Source organism: Segatella hominis, from assembly GCF_004535825.1.
In the GTDB taxonomy this organism is placed as follows: Bacteria; Bacteroidota; Bacteroidia; order Bacteroidales; family Bacteroidaceae; genus Prevotella; species Prevotella hominis.
This window is the reverse complement of sequence record NZ_SGVY01000064.1, coordinates 1-17,512: the sequence shown is the minus strand read 5'-3', so window position 1 is coordinate 17,512 and position 17,512 is coordinate 1. Positions and strand designations below refer to the sequence as shown.

The 17,512-nt window shown below is 43.4% G+C and carries 15 protein-coding genes and 2 tRNA genes; 11 read left to right on the top strand and 6 right to left on the bottom strand.

Translation table 11 applies throughout. From position 1 onward, the window contains the following. Positions 1 to 146 precede the first annotated feature (146 nt). From EXN75_RS15440 to lon, 4 genes are all read right to left on the bottom strand, one after another. Entirely contained in the window at positions 147 to 1,916 is a 1,770-nt protein-coding gene (locus EXN75_RS15440) for a DEAD/DEAH box helicase (protein WP_134844493.1), read from the bottom strand. Positions 1,917 to 2,016: 100 nt separating this feature from the next. Further along, positions 2,017 to 3,258 (bottom strand): LptF/LptG family permease, encoded by a 1,242-nt coding sequence (locus tag EXN75_RS15435; RefSeq protein ID WP_118117127.1) that lies wholly within the window; start codon positions 3,256 to 3,258, stop codon positions 2,017 to 2,019. A 9-nt stretch (positions 3,259 to 3,267) separates the two neighbouring features. Then, positions 3,268 to 4,395: a tRNA guanosine(34) transglycosylase Tgt gene (gene tgt, locus EXN75_RS15430; protein ID WP_118117154.1), complete on the bottom strand. Its 1,128-nt coding sequence runs from the start codon at positions 4,393 to 4,395 to the stop codon at positions 3,268 to 3,270. Between the two features lie 13 nt (positions 4,396 to 4,408). Further along, positions 4,409 to 6,880: an endopeptidase La gene (lon, locus tag EXN75_RS15425; protein WP_134844492.1), complete on the bottom strand. Its 2,472-nt coding sequence runs from the start codon at positions 6,878 to 6,880 to the stop codon at positions 4,409 to 4,411. Between the two features lie 182 nt (positions 6,881 to 7,062). On the opposite strand from lon, the gene EXN75_RS15420 reads away from it, so the two are divergent. Continuing rightward, positions 7,063 to 7,752, top strand: a complete 690-nt coding sequence (locus EXN75_RS15420; protein WP_134844491.1) for a tRNA1(Val) (adenine(37)-N6)-methyltransferase — start codon at positions 7,063 to 7,065, stop codon at positions 7,750 to 7,752. A 52-nt stretch (positions 7,753 to 7,804) separates the two neighbouring features. Here the strand turns inward: EXN75_RS15420 and EXN75_RS15415 are convergent, their stop codons facing one another. Continuing rightward, complete coding sequence (locus EXN75_RS15415) at positions 7,805 to 8,833, bottom strand: diacylglycerol/lipid kinase family protein (protein ID WP_134844490.1); 1,029 nt, start codon at positions 8,831 to 8,833, stop codon at positions 7,805 to 7,807. Positions 8,834 to 9,014: 181 nt separating this feature from the next. On the opposite strand from EXN75_RS15415, the gene spt reads away from it, so the two are divergent. Next, positions 9,015 to 10,205 carry a serine palmitoyltransferase gene (gene spt, locus EXN75_RS15410; RefSeq protein ID WP_118117131.1) on the top strand — a complete coding sequence of 397 codons (1,191 nt, stop codon included), beginning with the start codon at positions 9,015 to 9,017 and terminating at the stop codon, positions 10,203 to 10,205. 104 nt (positions 10,206 to 10,309) lie between these two features. Beyond that, entirely contained in the window at positions 10,310 to 11,524 is a 1,215-nt protein-coding gene (locus EXN75_RS15405; RefSeq protein ID WP_134844489.1) for an L-serine ammonia-lyase, read from the top strand. A 165-nt stretch (positions 11,525 to 11,689) separates the two neighbouring features. Here the strand turns inward: EXN75_RS15405 and EXN75_RS15400 are convergent, their stop codons facing one another. Beyond that, a complete protein-coding gene (locus EXN75_RS15400; RefSeq protein ID WP_167639554.1) occupies positions 11,690 to 12,268 on the bottom strand; it encodes a phosphoribosyltransferase family protein in 579 nt (192 codons plus the stop codon). A 172-nt stretch (positions 12,269 to 12,440) separates the two neighbouring features. On the opposite strand from EXN75_RS15400, the gene EXN75_RS15395 reads away from it, so the two are divergent. The 8 genes from EXN75_RS15395 to EXN75_RS15360 all read left to right on the top strand — a co-directional run bounded on the left by EXN75_RS15395 (position 12,441) and on the right by EXN75_RS15360 (position 17,406). Continuing rightward, positions 12,441 to 13,331: a YitT family protein gene (locus EXN75_RS15395; protein WP_134844487.1), complete on the top strand. Its 891-nt coding sequence runs from the start codon at positions 12,441 to 12,443 to the stop codon at positions 13,329 to 13,331. Positions 13,332 to 13,493: 162 nt separating this feature from the next. Further along, positions 13,494 to 13,567 (top strand) — tRNA-Pro (locus tag EXN75_RS15390). Between the two features lie 32 nt (positions 13,568 to 13,599). Further along, positions 13,600 to 13,673: transfer RNA gene (locus EXN75_RS15385), tRNA-Pro, on the top strand. 111 nt (positions 13,674 to 13,784) lie between these two features. Beyond that, positions 13,785 to 14,369: a cytidylate kinase-like family protein gene (locus tag EXN75_RS15380; RefSeq protein ID WP_134844486.1), complete on the top strand. Its 585-nt coding sequence runs from the start codon at positions 13,785 to 13,787 to the stop codon at positions 14,367 to 14,369. 21 nt (positions 14,370 to 14,390) lie between these two features. After that, positions 14,391 to 14,759 (top strand): CidA/LrgA family protein, encoded by a 369-nt coding sequence (locus EXN75_RS15375; protein ID WP_118117135.1) that lies wholly within the window; start codon positions 14,391 to 14,393, stop codon positions 14,757 to 14,759. 29 nt (positions 14,760 to 14,788) lie between these two features. Further along, positions 14,789 to 15,478 (top strand): LrgB family protein, encoded by a 690-nt coding sequence (locus EXN75_RS15370; protein WP_134844485.1) that lies wholly within the window; start codon positions 14,789 to 14,791, stop codon positions 15,476 to 15,478. A 269-nt stretch (positions 15,479 to 15,747) separates the two neighbouring features. Further along, positions 15,748 to 16,920: a DegT/DnrJ/EryC1/StrS family aminotransferase gene (locus tag EXN75_RS15365; RefSeq protein WP_134844484.1), complete on the top strand. Its 1,173-nt coding sequence runs from the start codon at positions 15,748 to 15,750 to the stop codon at positions 16,918 to 16,920. Positions 16,921 to 16,935: 15 nt separating this feature from the next. Next, positions 16,936 to 17,406: an oligosaccharide flippase family protein gene (locus EXN75_RS15360; RefSeq protein WP_134844483.1), complete on the top strand. Its 471-nt coding sequence runs from the start codon at positions 16,936 to 16,938 to the stop codon at positions 17,404 to 17,406. The last annotated feature ends 106 nt before the right edge of the window (positions 17,407 to 17,512 follow it).

The following is a 17,512-nucleotide window of genomic DNA, read 5'->3' as shown; positions in this document are numbered from 1 at the left end:
CGCTTTATGGGGTAAGGGGATTTTGTGTCTGCGACATTTCTGTTGTGCAAGAAATATGTACAATAAAATGAATTTTGTCGCTTTGCAAGCAAAATCCCACTAAACCCTATAGGTTGCGGATTTGAGGATTTGTTGTAAATTTAGAGCTATTTCTTGAAACCGAAAATTCGTTTGATGAATTTCTTTACGACATTTTCTTTCTTCTGAGGGTTGACAATTGGAGTTGGTTTGCGAGAATTTGATTTCTCGTTAGCCTTCTTCTGTGCAACACCTCTTCCTCTTCCGTTGCTGCCAGGACGTACGTTTTCTGGTGCATTGCTGCGCTGGTTGTTATTGCGCTGCTCGCCGTTCTTGCGATTGTCCTGTCTGTTGCGGTTGTTTCTATTGTTGCGCTTTCCGCCTTGTCTGTTTTCACCCTCCTGCTTACCTTCGGTATTCTGCTGACGGTTATTTCTTGGCTGCTGCTTGTTTGCGTTCTGCTGTTTGTTTGCATTCTGCTGCTTTTCGGCATTCTGCTTATTTGCATTCTGCTGCTTGTCAGCATTCTGCTGTTTGCCGTTTCTGCCATTTCTGTTGTTTGGCTTGTTTGCAACCTGTTCGCCCTGTTGTTCACCTTGCTGGCGAGGAGCCTTTTCCTGACGGTTGTTCTGTTTGTTCGGCTTGCGCTTGTGTGCAGTCTGGTCGCGGTCTTTCTGGCGGCGGCTCTTTGCACTGGTCTTGCCGTTGCCATTGTTTTTACCCTGTTTCTTAGGCTTGTCCATCTTGACATACTCAGGACCTTCGCCACACTCTGCAGGCAATGGCATCTTTTCTACCACTTTTTCCAGGAACTTTTCTATCTGCTGGAACCAGTAGATATCCATTTCCGTAACCAAGGTAATGGCTCTTCCGTCTCTATCTGCACGAGCGGTACGGCCGATGCGGTGTACATAGTCTTCTGTGTCGTGCGGAACGTCGAAGTTGATAACTAATGTGATATCATCGATATCGATACCGCGGGCAACAATATCCGTAGCAACCAACACATCAATCTGGCCGCTCTTAAACTTGAACATGATATCATCACGTTCTTGCTGAGAAAGGTCGGAGTGCATTTCGCCACAGTTGATCTTCTGTTGTTGTAGTGAAGCAGAGAGCTGTTTCACCTTTGTCTTACTGCCGCAGAAGATGATGACGCGCTTCAGGTCACCAGCCTTGAAGATATCCTTGATGATGCTCATTTTCTGAGCCTCATAGCAGACGTAGGCTTCTTGTTTGATTTTCTCGGCAGGTTTGCTGACAGCAAGTTTGATTTCTACAGGATTCTTCAGCAAGCTCTTTGCCAGTTCCTCGATCTTGGTAGGCATGGTTGCAGAAAACATGATAGTCTGGCAAGACTGAGGCAATTTCTTGGCGATGGTCATGATATCCTCAGAGAAACCCATGTCAAGCATGCGGTCTGCCTCGTCAAGGATAAAGAAGCTTACCTTACTTAAATCTACATTTCCGAGACTAATATGGGTGATGAGTCGGCCAGGAGTAGCTATTACTACGTCAGCTCCCATACGGAGACTCTTCAATTCCTGATCGTAGCGGTTGCCGTCATTGCCACCATATACAGCCACGCTGCTCACTCCCTGCAGATAGTAGCTGAATCCCTGCATAGCCTGATCTATCTGTTGTGCCAGTTCTCGGGTAGGTGACATGATGATGCAGTTGATGGCATCTTCAGGGTATCCGCCGTCATCCAACTTACTCAGAATAGGCAACAGATAGGCGGCAGTCTTGCCAGTACCCGTTTGAGCCACACCAAGAACGTCATTACCTTTCAATATCTCAGGAATACATTTCTCTTGAACAGGGGTGCATGTGTCAAAATGCATGTCATATAACGCATCAAGCACATTGTCATTTAAATCTAATTCGTCAAAATACATTTATAATCTCTTTATTATTATATATAATAATGTGTAGGCCTCTCTTGAAAAAAGTGATGACCATCATACATTATCTATTATTATATGATACAATCTTACATTATCTTGGTGCATTGCGATAGCAGAAATATGCTACGACGGCAAAGAGGATATTTGGCATCCATGCAGCAAGCATTGGTGGGAAGTTGGCTTGTATGGCAAAGGTTGCCGATACGGTCTGAAGCATGATGTATCCGAAACTCAAGGCGAGTCCCACACCGAGTGCCATACCCATTCCTCCCTTGCGCTTCTTGGCAGAGAGGGAGAGACCGATGATGGTCAGGATAAAGGAGGCAAAGGATGCTGCTATTCGCTTGTGGTATTCCACCTGATATTGCACTACATTGCCGGAACCTCGGTCTATCTGCTTGTTGATGTACTCTTTCAATTCCGGACTGGTAAAGGTCTCCTGCTGTCCCTTGGAATATACCAGGTCGGTTGGTTCCATGGTTATCAGCGTATCTTTTTCAGCACCGCTGGTAATTTGTTCCTTCATACCTTGCAGCTTACGTACCTTCCAATTTCTGATCTTCCAATGGTACTTGGAATCTGAGATGGTATCGTACTGTACCTCCATCGCAGTAAGGTGGCTGACCAGTTTTTTCTCCTGAAACTTATCCAGACAGAAACCATATCCCCTTTTGGTCGTATTGTCGTAGTGCTGGATGTATGCGATGACTCCACGGTCCACTTGCAACTGCACATTGTCTGCAGACGTGTTCTTGGCCTTCTTCTTATACATGTTTTCAAAGTTCTGTCTGATGACGGTACCATGTGGTATCACGTATGCAGACAGCGAGTAGGAGAGTGCAGAGAGCATGACACACGTCAGCATGTATGGTCGCATCAAACGCTTGAAGGATGTTCCGGAAGCGAGGATAGCGATAATTTCTGAATTGCCAGCCATCTTAGTCGTGAAGAGGATGACGGCAATGAATACAAACAAGGCACTGAACAAGTTGGCGAAGTATGGCACAAAGTTGGCATAGTAATCGAAGATGATGGCACGCATAGGAGCGTGGTTCTCCGAAAACTTGGCCAGATTCTCATTGAAGTCGAATACGATGGCAATGGAGATAATCAGTGCGATACTGAAAAAATAATATCCCACGAACTTCTTGATGATGTACCAGTCTAATCGCTTGATATATCTGAAGAGGTTGAGAAACCTGAGTACCCTCAGGAATCTCAACTTGTGGGCAGTCCATTTCGCAGCCTTTACGAGCCATGCGAAATGTTTGCCAAACCATCGCTGAAACTTGTATCTTCTGCGATGTTTCCTTATTTGTTTAAAATTCTTCATTATATTTCTTTAAATTCTTCGTCCTAATTGGTCGATGATGGAACGCTTCCATTGTACGAAGTCGCCCTGTTCGATGTGCTGGCGTGCATCTGTCACCAGTCGGAGATAGAAGGCGAGGTTGTGGATGCTGGCAATCTGCATTGCCAAAAGCTCCTGTGCTTTGAAAAGGTGGTGGAGGTATGCCTTGGTTGTTATGCGGTCGATATCGCAGCCATCTGGATCAACCGGGCTGAAATCCATTTCCCATTTCTTATTGCGCATGTTCATGGTGCCATTATAGGTGAACAGCATGGCGTTTCTTCCGTTTCGGGTAGGCATGACGCAGTCAAACATATCAACCCCTCGTTCGATGGCTTCCAGAATGTTCTGTGGAGTACCTACTCCCATGAGATAGCGAGGCTTGTCCTTAGGAAGAATCTCATTGACCACCTCTATCATCTCATACATCACTTCTGTAGGTTCACCTACGGCAAGACCACCGATGGCATTTCCGTCGGCACCCTTGTCGGCTACATACTTAGCTGCTTCTCTTCTCAGTTCCGGGAAGGTACATCCCTGTACGATAGGGAAGAGACTCTGGTTGTAGCCATAGAGAGGTTCTGTCTCATCGAAGCGCTTGATGCAACGGTCCAGCCAGCGCTGGGTCAACTCCAAACTTTTCTTTGCATACTGGAAATCACTTTGTCCAGGAGGACATTCATCAAATGCCATCATGATGTCGGCACCGATGATACGCTCTGTATCCATGACATTCTCCGGAGTAAAGATGTGTTTACTACCATCTATGTGAGAACGAAATTCGCAACCTTCTTCTCTCAGTTTGCGGATGCCAGTCAGTGAAAATACCTGAAAACCACCGCTATCTGTAAGGATAGGACGGTCCCAGCCATTGAAACTGTGCAGACCGCCAGCAGCCTTGATGACCTCCAGTCCCGGACGGAGGTAGAGATGGTAGGTATTGCCTAAGATGATTTGTGCCTTTACCTGTTTGCGAAGCTCGTCAAAATGTACGCCCTTTACAGAACCTACAGTTCCTACGGGCATGAAGATAGGAGTCTTTATCTGTCCGTGGTCTGTGGTGATGATACCGGTACGTGCATCACTTGCTTTATCTGTTACTTGTAATTCAAACTTCATGATAGTCTTGATGTTATTTTTTGTTTTCTTCTTCTTCGTCAATCGTGAAATCGACAGGATGCTCCACCTTTTCGTCAGTGAGTGCAAACTTCCAGACATCAGCAACATTCTCTACATAGTGGAATTCTACACCCTTGCGGTATTGCTCTGGAATTTCCTCTATGTCTTTCTGATTGGCCTGGCACATCACGATATCTGTGATACCAGCTCGTTTGGCTGCTAAGATCTTCTCCTTGATGCCGCCTACAGGGAGTACTTTTCCACGGAGCGTGATTTCGCCCGTCATGGCAGTATTCTTGCGAACCTTGCGCTGAGTCAGGGCAGAGGCGATACTGGTTGCAATGGTGATACCGGCAGATGGTCCGTCTTTAGGAGTTGCACCCTCTGGTACGTGGATGTGGATATTCCAGTTGCTGAAAATTCTGTAATCTACTCCGAGCAGGTCGATATGTGCCTTGACATATTCGAGTGCAATCACGGCAGATTCCTTCATCACGTCTCCGAGGTTACCTGTCAGCGTGAGCTTTCCTGCCTTGCCCTTGCTGAGGGAAGTCTCGATGAAGAGGATTTCGCCTCCCACGGAAGTCCATGCCAATCCGGTAACGACACCCGCATAAGCATTGCCCTGATAGATGTCACGGTTGAATGGAGGATTGCCCAAGAGGGTTGCTACCTCGGCTGGGGTGATGCTGGTTGTTTCCAATATGTCTTCATAAGCCAATTTGAAAGCCATTTTGCGCAAGGCTTTGTTGATCTGTTTCTCCAACTGGCGCACACCGCTTTCTCGGGTATATTGCTCGATGATCTTCTCGATGGCAGCTTTTGAGAACTTGATCTTTGGAGTATATTTCTTGAGACCGGTATTCTCCAACTCTCTTGGAATCAGATGACGCTTGGCAATCTCAACCTTCTCCTCTGTGATGTAACCACCTACTTCGATGAGTTCCATACGGTCGAGCAGTGGACGTGGAATAGAACTCAGGTCGTTGGCTGTGGCTATGAAGAGAACCTTCGACAAATCATAGTCGATATCCAGATAGTTATCATGGAAAGCCTTGTTCTGTTCTGGGTCGAGAACTTCCAGTAATGCTGAAGAAGGATCACCATTAAAGTTGGCCTGTGATATCTTGTCAATCTCATCAAGGATAAAGACAGGGTTGGCGCTACCAGCCTTCTGAATATTCTTGATGATACGACCAGGCATAGCACCGATGTAAGTGCGGCGATGACCTCTGATTTCAGCCTCGTCGTGCAAACCGCCAAGAGAAACTCTCACGTATTTACGACCCATCGCTTGTGCAATGCTTTTGCCGAGACTGGTTTTACCAACTCCTGGAGGACCATAGAGGCAGAGGATAGGGCTCTTCAGGTCATCACGCAAAGCTCTTACAGCGAGGTATTCCAGAATGCGCTCTTTCACCTTTTCCATGCCATAATGGTCTTTGTCCAAAACCTTTTTGGCATGTTTGAGACTCAAGTTATCTATGGTGCAGTCATTCCAAGGCAAATCTACCATTGTCTGCAGGTAGTTGATCTGTGTGGAATAGTCAGGACTTTGCGGATGCAAGGTGTCGAGTCGCTTGAATTCCTTATTGAATATTTTCTTTATATTCTCATTCCAATTTTTGCTCTTGGCTTTCTCAAGAATCTCTTTCTTCTCTGGGCTCATATCGTTTCCGCCGAGCTCTTTCTTGATGTTCTTGAGCTGTTGTTGCAGGAAGTATTCACGTTGCTGTTCGTCCAGATCATTCTTTGTTTTCTGGCGGATGTCAGACTGTATGTCAAATAACTGTTTGAGTCTGTTCTCATATTTGAGTGCTTCAAACATGCGGTCTGTCATACTATTCATTTCCAGCATCTTGATCTTTTCCTCTATGCTGAAAGGCATGGATGATAAGATGAAATTCGTGCGTACCAGCGGATTGGATATAGAGTTGATTGCATACTCTGCATCATCAGGTATCTCATCGCTGTCTTGGATCAGCTTGATGGTTTGAGAGAACAGAGAACTTTGCAAAAGTTTGAATTCCGTATCCGTTTTTTTAGGCCATTCTTCAGAAATGTTTTCCACATATCCGCTATAGAATGGTATTTTTGTATCGATACTTTTCAATTTGCATTTTCCCAATCCTTGTACTACGATGGTAACCTGTCCATTTTGCTGACCAGGAAGTTCTACCATTTTGATGAGACGGCAGAAAACACCAGTTTCATAGAGGTCTTCCTTTTCAGGATCATCCAGATTGGCATCCTTTTGGGTAAAAGCGCAGAAAATAAGATCGTCGTGTTTCTGTTTGAGATAATCTACAACTGCGATACTTTGCTTTCTGCCAAGTATGATAGGGGTGAGAACAGTAGGGAAGATCACTAAGTCTCGGGTGCAGATAATAGGATATGTCCCGGAGTCTCTATCTTTTAGCAATTCCGTAATGTCGCCTTCAAAATCGGCGATCATGTGTAATTGATTATTTTTAATATTGTCCATATTCTGTTATAAATGCATTTTGGCTTGCAAAGATAGCCTTTTTTGGTGAATTTTGGGTTGAAAGATACAAAATTTAATATTATAATGTGTAATTTCTTTCTTTATGGACTGTTTTTTGCTGAAAAGTAAAATATATTGCGTGTTTTTTCGTTAGAAAATTAAATGAAGCATGAATTTAGAATATGACAGGTTTTCGATTTAAAAAGTTTGAGATATTACAAGACCGTTGTGCCATGAAAGTGGGAACGGATGGCGTGTTGTTAGGAGCATGGGCTTCTGGCGGAACTCGTATTCTCGATATAGGATGTGGTACGGGGTTGATAGCCTTGATGATGGCTCAGCGTTTTCCTGCTGCCCAGGTGGTAGGTATTGATATTGACGAAGAGGCTTGTGGACAGGCAAGGGAAAATGTGGCAGCCAGTCCTTTTGGTGATAGAATTGATGTTGCCCATTGCCGGTTGCAGGATTATTCTGGTGAGGAATTTGATGCGATAGTCAGCAATCCTCCGTTTTTTCTGAATAGTTTGAAAAATCCGGATAGTAAAAGGGCAATGGCTCGACATGCGGATACCTTGCCGTTTAGGGATCTCTGGCAAGGTGTAAAACGTTTACTTTCTGAAAATGGGATTTTCTCGGTTGTGCTGCCTTCTGAAGTGAGGGAGAATTTTGTGTCAGAAGCCTGTATATCAGGATTTTACCTTGTTAGACAATGTGCTGTAAAAACGGTAGAAAGAAAACAACCAAAACGCTATCTCCTGGCATTTTCCAGACATAGAAACGGTGAACTGGAAAATGCCACGGAAATCATGATGAATCAAGATGGAAATCGCAGCGAATGGTATGCAAAAATAACTGACGAATTCTATCTTTAAACGCATCGTCTTTAGGGGATGGTTTAAGATGGTTATATGCGTCTGCTTTTATTTAAATATTCAGTTTGCGTTGTACAAGTTTGCTTAAAGCCTCCACTTTCTTGCTTTGCTTGTTGAAGTCATCACGCATGGCATTCAGGTCGTTAAAGAACTCTGTAAATGCCGTTTGGATGGCATTTGGTTTGCGGGCATTCTTGTCTGCGTGTGGATTGACTATCATCTTGATGCCTTTTTCTTCAAGATGTACGTCAATTTCCGTTCCCGACATCACTGGGTCGCCATCATAGTGGATGACGCCCGGTTGGCTTCGGGTGATATGAAGTTTCTTGCAGCGGAAACTTTTTATCTTGGAGTTCTTGTCCAAAGTCTTGTTGAACATGTCGAAACTTACCTGTGGAGCTTCGAGCACATCGAAAGGTTCCATGATGATGACGTCCATCAGTCCGTCGCTCATGGAAGCTTGAGGGGCTATGTATGCATTGTTGCCGTATTGGGAGGCATTGGCACATGAAATCAGGAAAGCCTTGTATTGTTTTGTTCCGGTCTCGTCCTCTAATGTATAAGTTTCCGGCTGGTACTTCAAGCCTTCTCTGAGGATATTCTCAGCATAGCTGATAGGACCACGCTTTCCGCTTTCTGCAAATTTCATGCTGACAAAGGCGTCAAATCCCATGCCGCATGTACAGAAGAAAGGATATTCATTGATGACTCCGTAGTCAAGGTCGTGAATTTCGCAATGATTGATGATTTCAATGCTTTTCTTCAAGTTCATCGGTATCAGGAGATGGCGTGCTAATCCGTTGCCCGAACCGCAAGGGATGATGCCTAAAGCGGTATCGGAATGGACGATGGAACGAGCCACTTCATTGATGGTTCCATCGCCACCTACAGCCACAACGATATCCACATGGTTGTTCTTAGCTTCGGTGGCAATCTCCGAAGCATGTCCAGCTCTTTCTGTCATCCTAATCTCGTACTCGAAAAGCTCTTTGTTCAATGTTGACTCTATCAGACTTGGAATGGCAGCCTTGCTGCTGGTGCCTGAAATAGGGTTCATTATGAATACTATCTTTTTCTTCATCCAATGCAATAATTTTGTAATATGGTCTTGCAAAATTAGCAAAAATCCCCAAAAAACTGGTTTTTATCACATAAAAAAACGCTAAAATGTAACTTTCTTAGAAAAAAATAGGATTTATAAGTTCTTTTTTGTATCTTTGCACCCTGAAACAATTGAAAATAATAAAGTACACCTATTAATAATGGGACAATTACAAGAAAGATACAAGAATTATCGTGAACCACAGAAGTATATGGCTGCCGGTGTGTATCCATATTTCCGTGAGATTACAAGTAAGCAGATGACAGAAGTTACTGACATCGATGGTCACAAGATTTTGATGTTTGGTTCTAATGCTTACCAGGGTTTGACTAATGATCAGCGTGTAATAGATGCAGCTAAGGCTGCTCTCGACAAGTATGGCTCAGGCTGTGCTGGAAGCCGTTTCCTTAATGGTACTCTCGATTTGCATGTTCAGCTCGAAAAAGAGTTGGCTGAGTTCATGGGTAAAGATGAGACTCTTTGCTTCTCAACAGGTTTTTCTGTAAATCAGGGTGTGTTGGCTTGCGTTGTAGGTCGTAATGACTACGTGATTTGCGATGACCGCGACCACGCATCTATCGTAGATGGTCGTCGTCTCTCATTCGCTACACAGTTGCACTACAAACACAATGATATGGAAGACTTGGAGCGTGTGCTCTCTAAACTTCCTCAGGAGGCTATCAAGCTGATTGTTGTGGATGGTGTGTTCTCAATGGAGGGTGATTTGGCTAACTTGCCAGAAATCGTGAAGTTGAAGCATAAGTACAACTGCTCTATCATGGTAGATGAGGCTCATGGCTTGGGTGTGTTTGGTAAGCAGGGTCGTGGTGTCTGTGATCATTTCGGTCTGACAGACGAGGTGGATCTCATCATGGGTACATTCTCAAAGAGTTTGGCTTCCATCGGTGGATTTATTGCATCAGATAAGGATACTATCAATTTCCTCCGTCACAATTGCCGTACCTACATCTTCAGCGCATCTAATACTCCAGCCGCTACTGCTGCTGCTCTTGAGGCGCTTCACATTATTCAGAAGGAGCCTGAGCGTTTTGAAAATCTCTGGAATGTAACCAACTATGCTTTGAAGCGTTTCCGTGAGGAAGGTTTTGAGATTGGTGAGACTGAGAGCCCTATCATTCCTCTCTATGTTCGTGATGCAGAGAAGACATTCGTCGTAACAAAGATGGCTTATGATGCAGGTGTATTCATCAATCCTGTGATTCCTCCAGCTTGTGCACCTCAGGATACTTTGGTTCGTTTTGCCCTGATGGCAACTCATACCAAGGAGCAGGTAGAAAAAGCTGTTGTAATCTTGAAGAAAATTTTCGTAGAAGAAGGTATTATCAAGTAATCCTTATATTATATATAATAAGGTATAATGATAAAGGTCAAGTTGGACAGTTCCTGTTTAGCTTGGCCTTTATTTTTTCTTTTTTCAACATTAGATAAAGTACGATGAAATCATTAAAGGAATTATATAGAATCGGCAAGGGTCCTTCGAGCAGTCATACGATGGGACCTCAGCGTGCAGCAAAACTCTTTTTACAGCGTTGCGGTAATGCTTCTTCGTACGAAGTGACGCTTTACGGCAGTTTGGCTGCTACAGGAAAGGGACATATGACAGATGTGGCTATTGAGGAAGTTATCCAACCCTATCATTCTGTCAAAATCATCTGGGAACCTCAGACGTTTCTTTCTTTTCATCCCAATGGAATGAAATTTGTGGGAAAGGATGTTGATGGCGATATCCTGGATGAATGGACGGTGTTTAGTATTGGTGGAGGTGCGCTTTCTGAAGGCAATGGCGACCAGGATGAATTGGGTGCCAAGGATGTGTACGACCTGAATAAGTTGGGTGATATCCAGAACTGGTGCTATGAGAATGGTCGTTCGTATTGGGAATATGTAGAGAAGTGCGAGGGACCGGAAATCTGGGATTTCTTGGCTAACATCTGGAAAACGATGAAGGAGGCGATTGAAAGAGGTCTGGAGCATGAAGGTGTGCTGCCTGGACCGCTGAAGTTGCCTCGCAAGGCTGCCAATTATTATACCAAGGCGAATGGTTATCGTACTTCCTTGCAGAGTCGTGGACTTGTTTATGCTTATGCTTTAGCAGTCAGTGAAGAAAATGCATCTGGCGGTATTATCGTTACTGCTCCTACTTGTGGTGCCTGTGGTGTGTTGCCGGCTGTACTTTATCACATGCATAAGGCGCATGAAATGGGTGAACAGCGTATCCTTCGTGCTTTGGCTACAGCTGGTCTTGTAGGAAATGTCGTTAAGCAGAATGCTTCCATCAGTGGTGCGGATGTCGGTTGTCAGGGTGAGGTAGGTGTAGCCTGCGCTATGGCTTCAGCTGCTGCCTGTCAACTTTTTGGTGGAAGTCCATCACAGGTAGAGTATGCTGCGGAAATGGGACTGGAGCATCACCTCGGTATGACCTGCGATCCTGTATGCGGTTTGGTTCAGATACCTTGTATCGAGCGCAATGCATTTGCTGCGGCACGTGCCTTGGATGCAGATCTGTATGCTTCCTTCTCCGACGGTCATCACCGTGTTTCGTTTGATAGAGTAGTGGAGGTAATGCGACAGACAGGTCATGATCTCCCATCGCTCTATAAGGAAACTTCTGAGGGAGGATTGGCCAAAGGATTTAAGAGTAAGTTCTGAATGTTCAATAGTCAATATTCATCAGCAATCAGTCACTGATACTGAGTTGTGGATGCTGAGTTTCAATCATGAGAAAAGGCTTGTTTAGGAATGAAAAATCCTACACAAGCCTTTCTGCTATAGGGGAAATCCTGATTGATAAGATGTTTATCCTCGCTTTTGAAATCAAAGTTTTTTCCCTAATGCAATTGCTGCAATCACGTTAGCTCCTTCTTCCTTGAGCTTGTCTGCGAATTTGCAAACGGAGCTGCCTGATGCGATGATGTCGTCGAAGAGCAGGATGTCCTTGCCCTTGATTGCTTCGAAGTCAAAGGCATATTCGTCCTCTTCCTCTCCATCGTCAGGATTCGTTTTGGTAGTCCAGGAAATAAGCGGATAGGCATTAGCCATACCGGTCTTTTCGCAAACCTCCTTGCTGAATTCCTCAAAACGTCGTTTGGTATTTGCACGGGTAGATGCAGGAATACAAACGAGGGTCAACTGGTTAGCGGCATCGCTGAAAGTCTCCTTGATGAGAGTGGTGATGTCGGAAATCGCTTTCTTGAGGGCCTGTTGATGGTCAATCTCTGTAGTCAACTCCGAGTTTCCCTTGAAGTTGACAATGTAATCTCTCTTTTCCCAGTCTTCTGCAGACAGTTTGAAATTGCCATACGCATTGTAGGAAGCGTAATCGACAATCCATTTGTAAGGAAGACCGTTTTTAAGATGTTTCCAGTTTGTAATAATCGTAGTGTATTCTGCCATAACTTTCATGTTAATTAATGAAACAATAGAGTATTTTGAATGCTACAATATTATATGATATGTAGTAATGATGCAAAAATAGGAATATTTTTTTGAATATCTCACATATTTGTCTTAATTTTACGAAAAACTTTGTAATTTTGCACCCATATTTAAAATATACATCATTTTTATGACGAGAAAAAGTAAAATTCATGAGATTAGAGATTACGTCATCATAGCCTTGGCGATGTTGATAGGTAGTATTGGATTGAACATTTTCCTTTTGCCTAATCATATCACGATGGGTGGTATCGGCGGTCTCGCTTCTATCTTGTACTGGGGTGCAGGCATCCCTGTATCAGTTTCTTATTTCGGTCTGAATGTCTTCCTGTTGGCGATAGCCTTGCGCATCCTCGGATGGCGATTCTGTGTGAAGACGCTCTATGGCATTTCCCTTTTTGCTATTTATACTCGCATGATAGAGTTCTATGGGGAAGGAAATATTACCTTGTTGCATGACCAGCCTTTCATGGCGACCGTCTTGGGAGGTTTTTGTATGGGTACGAGTGCCGGATTAGGTTTGTCTTGCAATGGCAGTACGGGTGGTTCGGATACGGTGGCAGCCATGATCAACAAGTTTTATAACATTTCCTTAGGACATGCCATTCTGATTTGCGACCTCTGTATTATTTCGAGCAGTTATTTCGTGCTGAAGAGTTGGGAGATGGTGATTTATGGTTATGTATGCCTCTTTGTGTCGTCTCTCTGTGTTGATCATGTCATCAATACCTTGCGTCGTTCGGTCCAGTTCTTTATCATCTCAGATAAGTATCTTGAGTTGAGTGCTGCTATCAATACGACAGCCGACCGTGGTTGTACGGTGATGGATGGACATGGTTGCTATAGTGGCAAGGATGTCCACATGCTCTTTGTCTTGGCGCGTCAAAGGGAATCGCAAAAGATTTTCCGACTGATAGATGAGATAGATCCTACTGCTTTTGTCAGTCAGAGTGCCGTTATCGGTGTTTATGGTTTAGGCTTCGACCGTTTCAAGGTAAATAGAAAACTGTTGAAGAAGTAGTATTATGACTAATGGAACACCCTTATTTGCGTGTAAAAAAGGGATTTTTTAGCAAAAATGAAAAAAAGTTCGGAAAAAATTTGGTGGAATCAAATAATTGTAGTACCTTTGCACTCGCAATTCAGAAATGAGGCTAAAAGCTAAGTAAATGAGTTCGATGAGCGGGGTGTAGCGCAGCCCGGTAGCGCTCCTGTTTTGGGAACAGGTGGTCGCAGGTTCGAATCCTGTCGCCCCGACTCAATCTATTACTAAGTTAGCATCATGCAAGCGGGGTGTAGCGCAGCCCGGTAGCGCTCCTGTTTTGGGAACAGGTGGTCGCAGGTTCGAATCCTGTCGCCCCGACAAAAAGCTAAGAAGTCTATTCTTCTTAGCTTTTTTGTTTATATATAAAAGCCGTTGTACTTTTGTATCGTATCAAGATAGGGTAACAATTTTTAAAAATTAGTATAGCTCATGATTATTACAATAGCCCGCCAGTGTGGCTGTGGTGCCGTCAATGTAGGCAAATTGCTGGCAGAACATTATGGTATTCCTTTTTATACCAGAAAGAGCTTGCTTCGGATGGCAAGCGAGAAAGGTGTGCTCGATGAGATGGAAGCATTCTTTGATGAGCGCCCAGTAGATGAACTTCTGTTTGCCATGTCTTCCTTTGGTGAAACTCGCAAAGATTCCACGGAAAGACCTTTGCGTGTACTTGCAGACATGATTGGAGACGAGAACTGTATTATCATCGGTCGTTGCGGTAACTATATTTTCCGTGAACGTAAGGATTTGGTTTCCGTATTCTTGAAGGGAACGATGAAATCCCGCATTGCAGATATCCAGATGGAACAGAATCTTTCTTATGAAGATGCGAAGGAGTTTGTGGAACAGTTAGACGACTGTCGTGTGGCATACCATAAGTATTATACAGGGCTTACCTGGGGAGATGCCAATGATTATGACATTTGTCTGGATAGCGATCGGTTGGGAACAGAAAAAACAGCCAGTATGATTGAACGCTATGTGGAGCAAATCGGTTTGGACAACGAAAAGTGATACTAAAATTAACTTGAAATCATGAAGTTTCTTATTCAATTTATGATAATCATCGCTTTCTCGTTTTTGGGAGAGCTGTTGCATTATTTTCTTCCATTGCCTATACCAGCCAGTATATATGGTATAGTCTTGTTGTTTGTCGCCTTGGAGTTGAAATGGGTCAAGGTGAAGGATATTCGTGAGACGAGCAGTTTTCTCATCGCAGTCATGCCTGTCATGTTTATTCCTGCAGCTGTAGGACTTATCGATTCATGGAAGTCGATAGGCAATTCCTGGCTGGAGTATATCATCGTTACGGTATTGAGTACTTTTGTGGTGATGGGAGTCTCTGGTTGGATTACACAGTTTGTTATCCAGCGTAACAAGGTACAGAAAGAAAATAAGAAGTAATTAACTAAAATAATAAGGGAGAAAACAAGATGGAGTTGTTTCAGGAATCAGTATTTTTTGGAGTGCTGGTCAGTTTGGTATCGTATGGAATAGGTTTGGTTTTGAAAATTAAGACGGGTTGGTCTCTTATGAATCCGCTCTTGATAGCTATCATATTGGTTATCTGTGTGTTGTTGTTTACAGGTGTAAGTTATGAGTCGTATAGTGCTGGTGCCAATATCATCAGTTATTTGCTGACGCCTGCCACGATTTGTCTTGCTGTACCATTGTATCAGCAGGTAGAATTGTTGAAGAAGAATTATCGTGCCGTCATGATTGGTATTTTGTCAGGAGTATTGGCAAGTTTGTGTTCCGTACTTATCCTTGCATTACTATTTCATTTCGATCATGCTTCTTATGTTACGTTCTTGCCAAAATCCATTACGACAGCCATCGGTATTGGCGTATCAGAAGAGTTGGGCGGTCACGTATCAGTTTCAGTAGTCGTTATCATCGTAACGGGAGTTCTTGGAAACATCTTTGCAGAGAAGTTCCTTTCCCTCCTTCGCATCAAGGAGCCGATAGCAAAAGGTATCGCCATCGGTTGTTCTGCCCATGCTTTGGGTACGGCTAAAGCGATGGAGATGGGTACTATTGAGGGAGCGATGAGTAGTCTTTCAATCGTGGTTTGTGGTGTGATGACGGTGATAGGTGCGTCTTTTTTTGCTCTTTTCTTGTAGCTTTTGCACAATTTGCACAAAAAAATGGCTTAAAAGCGATACTTTTTTTGGTAGTTTGCTTAAAAAATATTACCTTTGTCTTGCAAAAATATGAAAAAAGGCAGAATGACCCAACTTCATATCATAAGCAGGATTTCACAGGGCAACGCATACTTCGGCAACCCCCTATGTTATCTGCTATCAGTAAAAAAAATGATGAGTTTGATCGAGACATGTAAAAGTAGTAACAAGTTTCGATTAACCCTAGAAGTGTCAAAACGACTCAACTCATGATTAAGTTTTTAGACTTACAGAAGATTACTTTGCAGCATGCTGATGAGATTCATGAGGCAGTTAGCCGTGTGATAGATTCCGGTTGGTATCTGCAAGGTAGTTCAGTCAAGCAGTTTGAAGAACATTACGCTCACTTTATCGGTACCCGCTATTGTATAGGTGTAGGAAACGGCTTGGATGCCCTGACCCTCATCTATCGTGCTTATATAGAGATGGGCGTGATGAAGGAGGGGGATGAGGTGATCGTCCCTGCCAATACCTATATCGCTTCCATCTTAGCTATTTCAGAGAATGGTCTGAAGCCAGTTTTGGTAGAACCAGATCCAGAGACTCTTGAGATAGACGATGCTCGTATAGAGGAAGCAATCACGGAGCGTACCCGTTCTGTGATGATCGTTCATCTTTACGGGCGATGTGCTTATACTCAGCGAATAGCCGATATTTGCAATAAGTATCACTTGAAATTAGTAGAGGATAATGCTCAGGCACATGGTTGCCGTTATCTCGGTGAACCAGCAGTTCCGGAATCTGTGCAGAAAGGTAAGCGCACTGGTAGTTTGGGTGATGCTGCCGGACATAGTTTTTATCCAGGAAAGAATTTGGGAGCATTGGGTGATGGCGGTGCTGTTACCACAGATGATCAGGAATTGGCAGAGGTCATTCGAGCTTTAGCCAATTATGGTTCGCATAAGAAATATGTCTTTCAATATAAGGGTCGTAATAGCCGTTTGGATGAGATTCAGGCAGCTGTACTTGATGTCAAGCTCAAGTATATAGATGAGGATAATGCCCATCGCCAGCAGATAGCCCGATATTATTATGATCATCTCCAAGGTTTGGAGACCCCATCTGCGCATTCAGCAGGATATATTCGTTTACCCAAGCAGATGCCAGATGCGAGCAATGTCTATCATATCTTCCCGATTTTCTGTAATCGTAGGGATGAGTTGCAGGAGTACCTTTCCGCTCATGGTATCCAGACATTAATCCATTACCCGATAGCTCCTCATCGTCAGGAATGCTATCCTGAATTACATTCCCTTTCCCTTCCTATCTCGGAACAGCTTCATCAGGAAGAACTGAGCTTGCCCATGAGCCCTGTTATGACATGGGATGAAGTGGAAGAGGTGGTAAAGAGTATAAAGTCATATTTACAAAGAAAGTCTTAGTAATACTTAATATTCATGACTTCTAAAAATTTAAAAGAGTCTGCGATTGCAGGAATGTTGTGGAGCGGTACAGGAAATATTGTACTTCAAAGTTTACAATTTCTATTTAGTATAATTCTTGCTCGCTTGTTGACTCCAGAAGATTATGGATTGACTGCAATTTTGTTCTTTTTCTATTCTCTGGCTATGTTATTTGTTGATGCTGGTTTTACAAATGCTTTAATTAGAAAAAAAAATATAACACAAAGTGATTTATCTACTGCCTTTTATTTTAATTTTATAGTAGGTTTGTTGTGTTTTAGTTTACTTTTCTTTTCAGCACCCTATATAGCTTCATTTTATGGAAAGCCGTTATTAACTAATTTGGTACGAGTTTTTAGCTTGACGTTACTATTTGTACCACTTATGTTGGTGCAGAATTTTCAATTACAGCGAAAGTTGGATTTTAAGAGAATATCTATTATACCTCAAATCCGCAACCTATAGGGTTTAGTGGGATTTTGCTTGCAAAGCGACAAAATTCATTTTATTGTACATATTTCTTGCACAACAGAAATGTCGCAGACACAAAATCCCCTTACCCCATAAAGCG

Bases quoted from the DNA above. Each gene is read 5' to 3' on its own strand.
- EXN75_RS15440 (WP_134844493.1), bottom strand. From the start codon at position 1,916: ATGTATTTTGACGAATTAGATTTAAATGACAATGTGCTTGATGCGTTA.
- EXN75_RS15435 (WP_118117127.1), bottom strand. From the start codon at position 3,258: ATGAAGAATTTTAAACAAATAAGGAAACATCGCAGAAGATACAAGTTT.
- tgt (WP_118117154.1), bottom strand. From the start codon at position 4,395: ATGAAGTTTGAATTACAAGTAACAGATAAAGCAAGTGATGCACGTACC.
- lon (WP_134844492.1), bottom strand. From the start codon at position 6,880: ATGGACAATATTAAAAATAATCAATTACACATGATCGCCGATTTTGAA.
- EXN75_RS15420 (WP_134844491.1), top strand. From the start codon at position 7,063: ATGACAGGTTTTCGATTTAAAAAGTTTGAGATATTACAAGACCGTTGT.
- EXN75_RS15415 (WP_134844490.1), bottom strand. From the start codon at position 8,833: ATGAAGAAAAAGATAGTATTCATAATGAACCCTATTTCAGGCACCAGC.
- spt (WP_118117131.1), top strand. From the start codon at position 9,015: ATGGGACAATTACAAGAAAGATACAAGAATTATCGTGAACCACAGAAG.
- EXN75_RS15405 (WP_134844489.1), top strand. From the start codon at position 10,310: ATGAAATCATTAAAGGAATTATATAGAATCGGCAAGGGTCCTTCGAGC.
- EXN75_RS15400 (WP_167639554.1), bottom strand. From the start codon at position 12,268: ATGGCAGAATACACTACGATTATTACAAACTGGAAACATCTTAAAAAC.
- EXN75_RS15395 (WP_134844487.1), top strand. From the start codon at position 12,441: ATGACGAGAAAAAGTAAAATTCATGAGATTAGAGATTACGTCATCATA.
- EXN75_RS15380 (WP_134844486.1), top strand. From the start codon at position 13,785: ATGATTATTACAATAGCCCGCCAGTGTGGCTGTGGTGCCGTCAATGTA.
- EXN75_RS15375 (WP_118117135.1), top strand. From the start codon at position 14,391: ATGAAGTTTCTTATTCAATTTATGATAATCATCGCTTTCTCGTTTTTG.
- EXN75_RS15370 (WP_134844485.1), top strand. From the start codon at position 14,789: ATGGAGTTGTTTCAGGAATCAGTATTTTTTGGAGTGCTGGTCAGTTTG.
- EXN75_RS15365 (WP_134844484.1), top strand. From the start codon at position 15,748: ATGATTAAGTTTTTAGACTTACAGAAGATTACTTTGCAGCATGCTGAT.
- EXN75_RS15360 (WP_134844483.1), top strand. From the start codon at position 16,936: ATGACTTCTAAAAATTTAAAAGAGTCTGCGATTGCAGGAATGTTGTGG.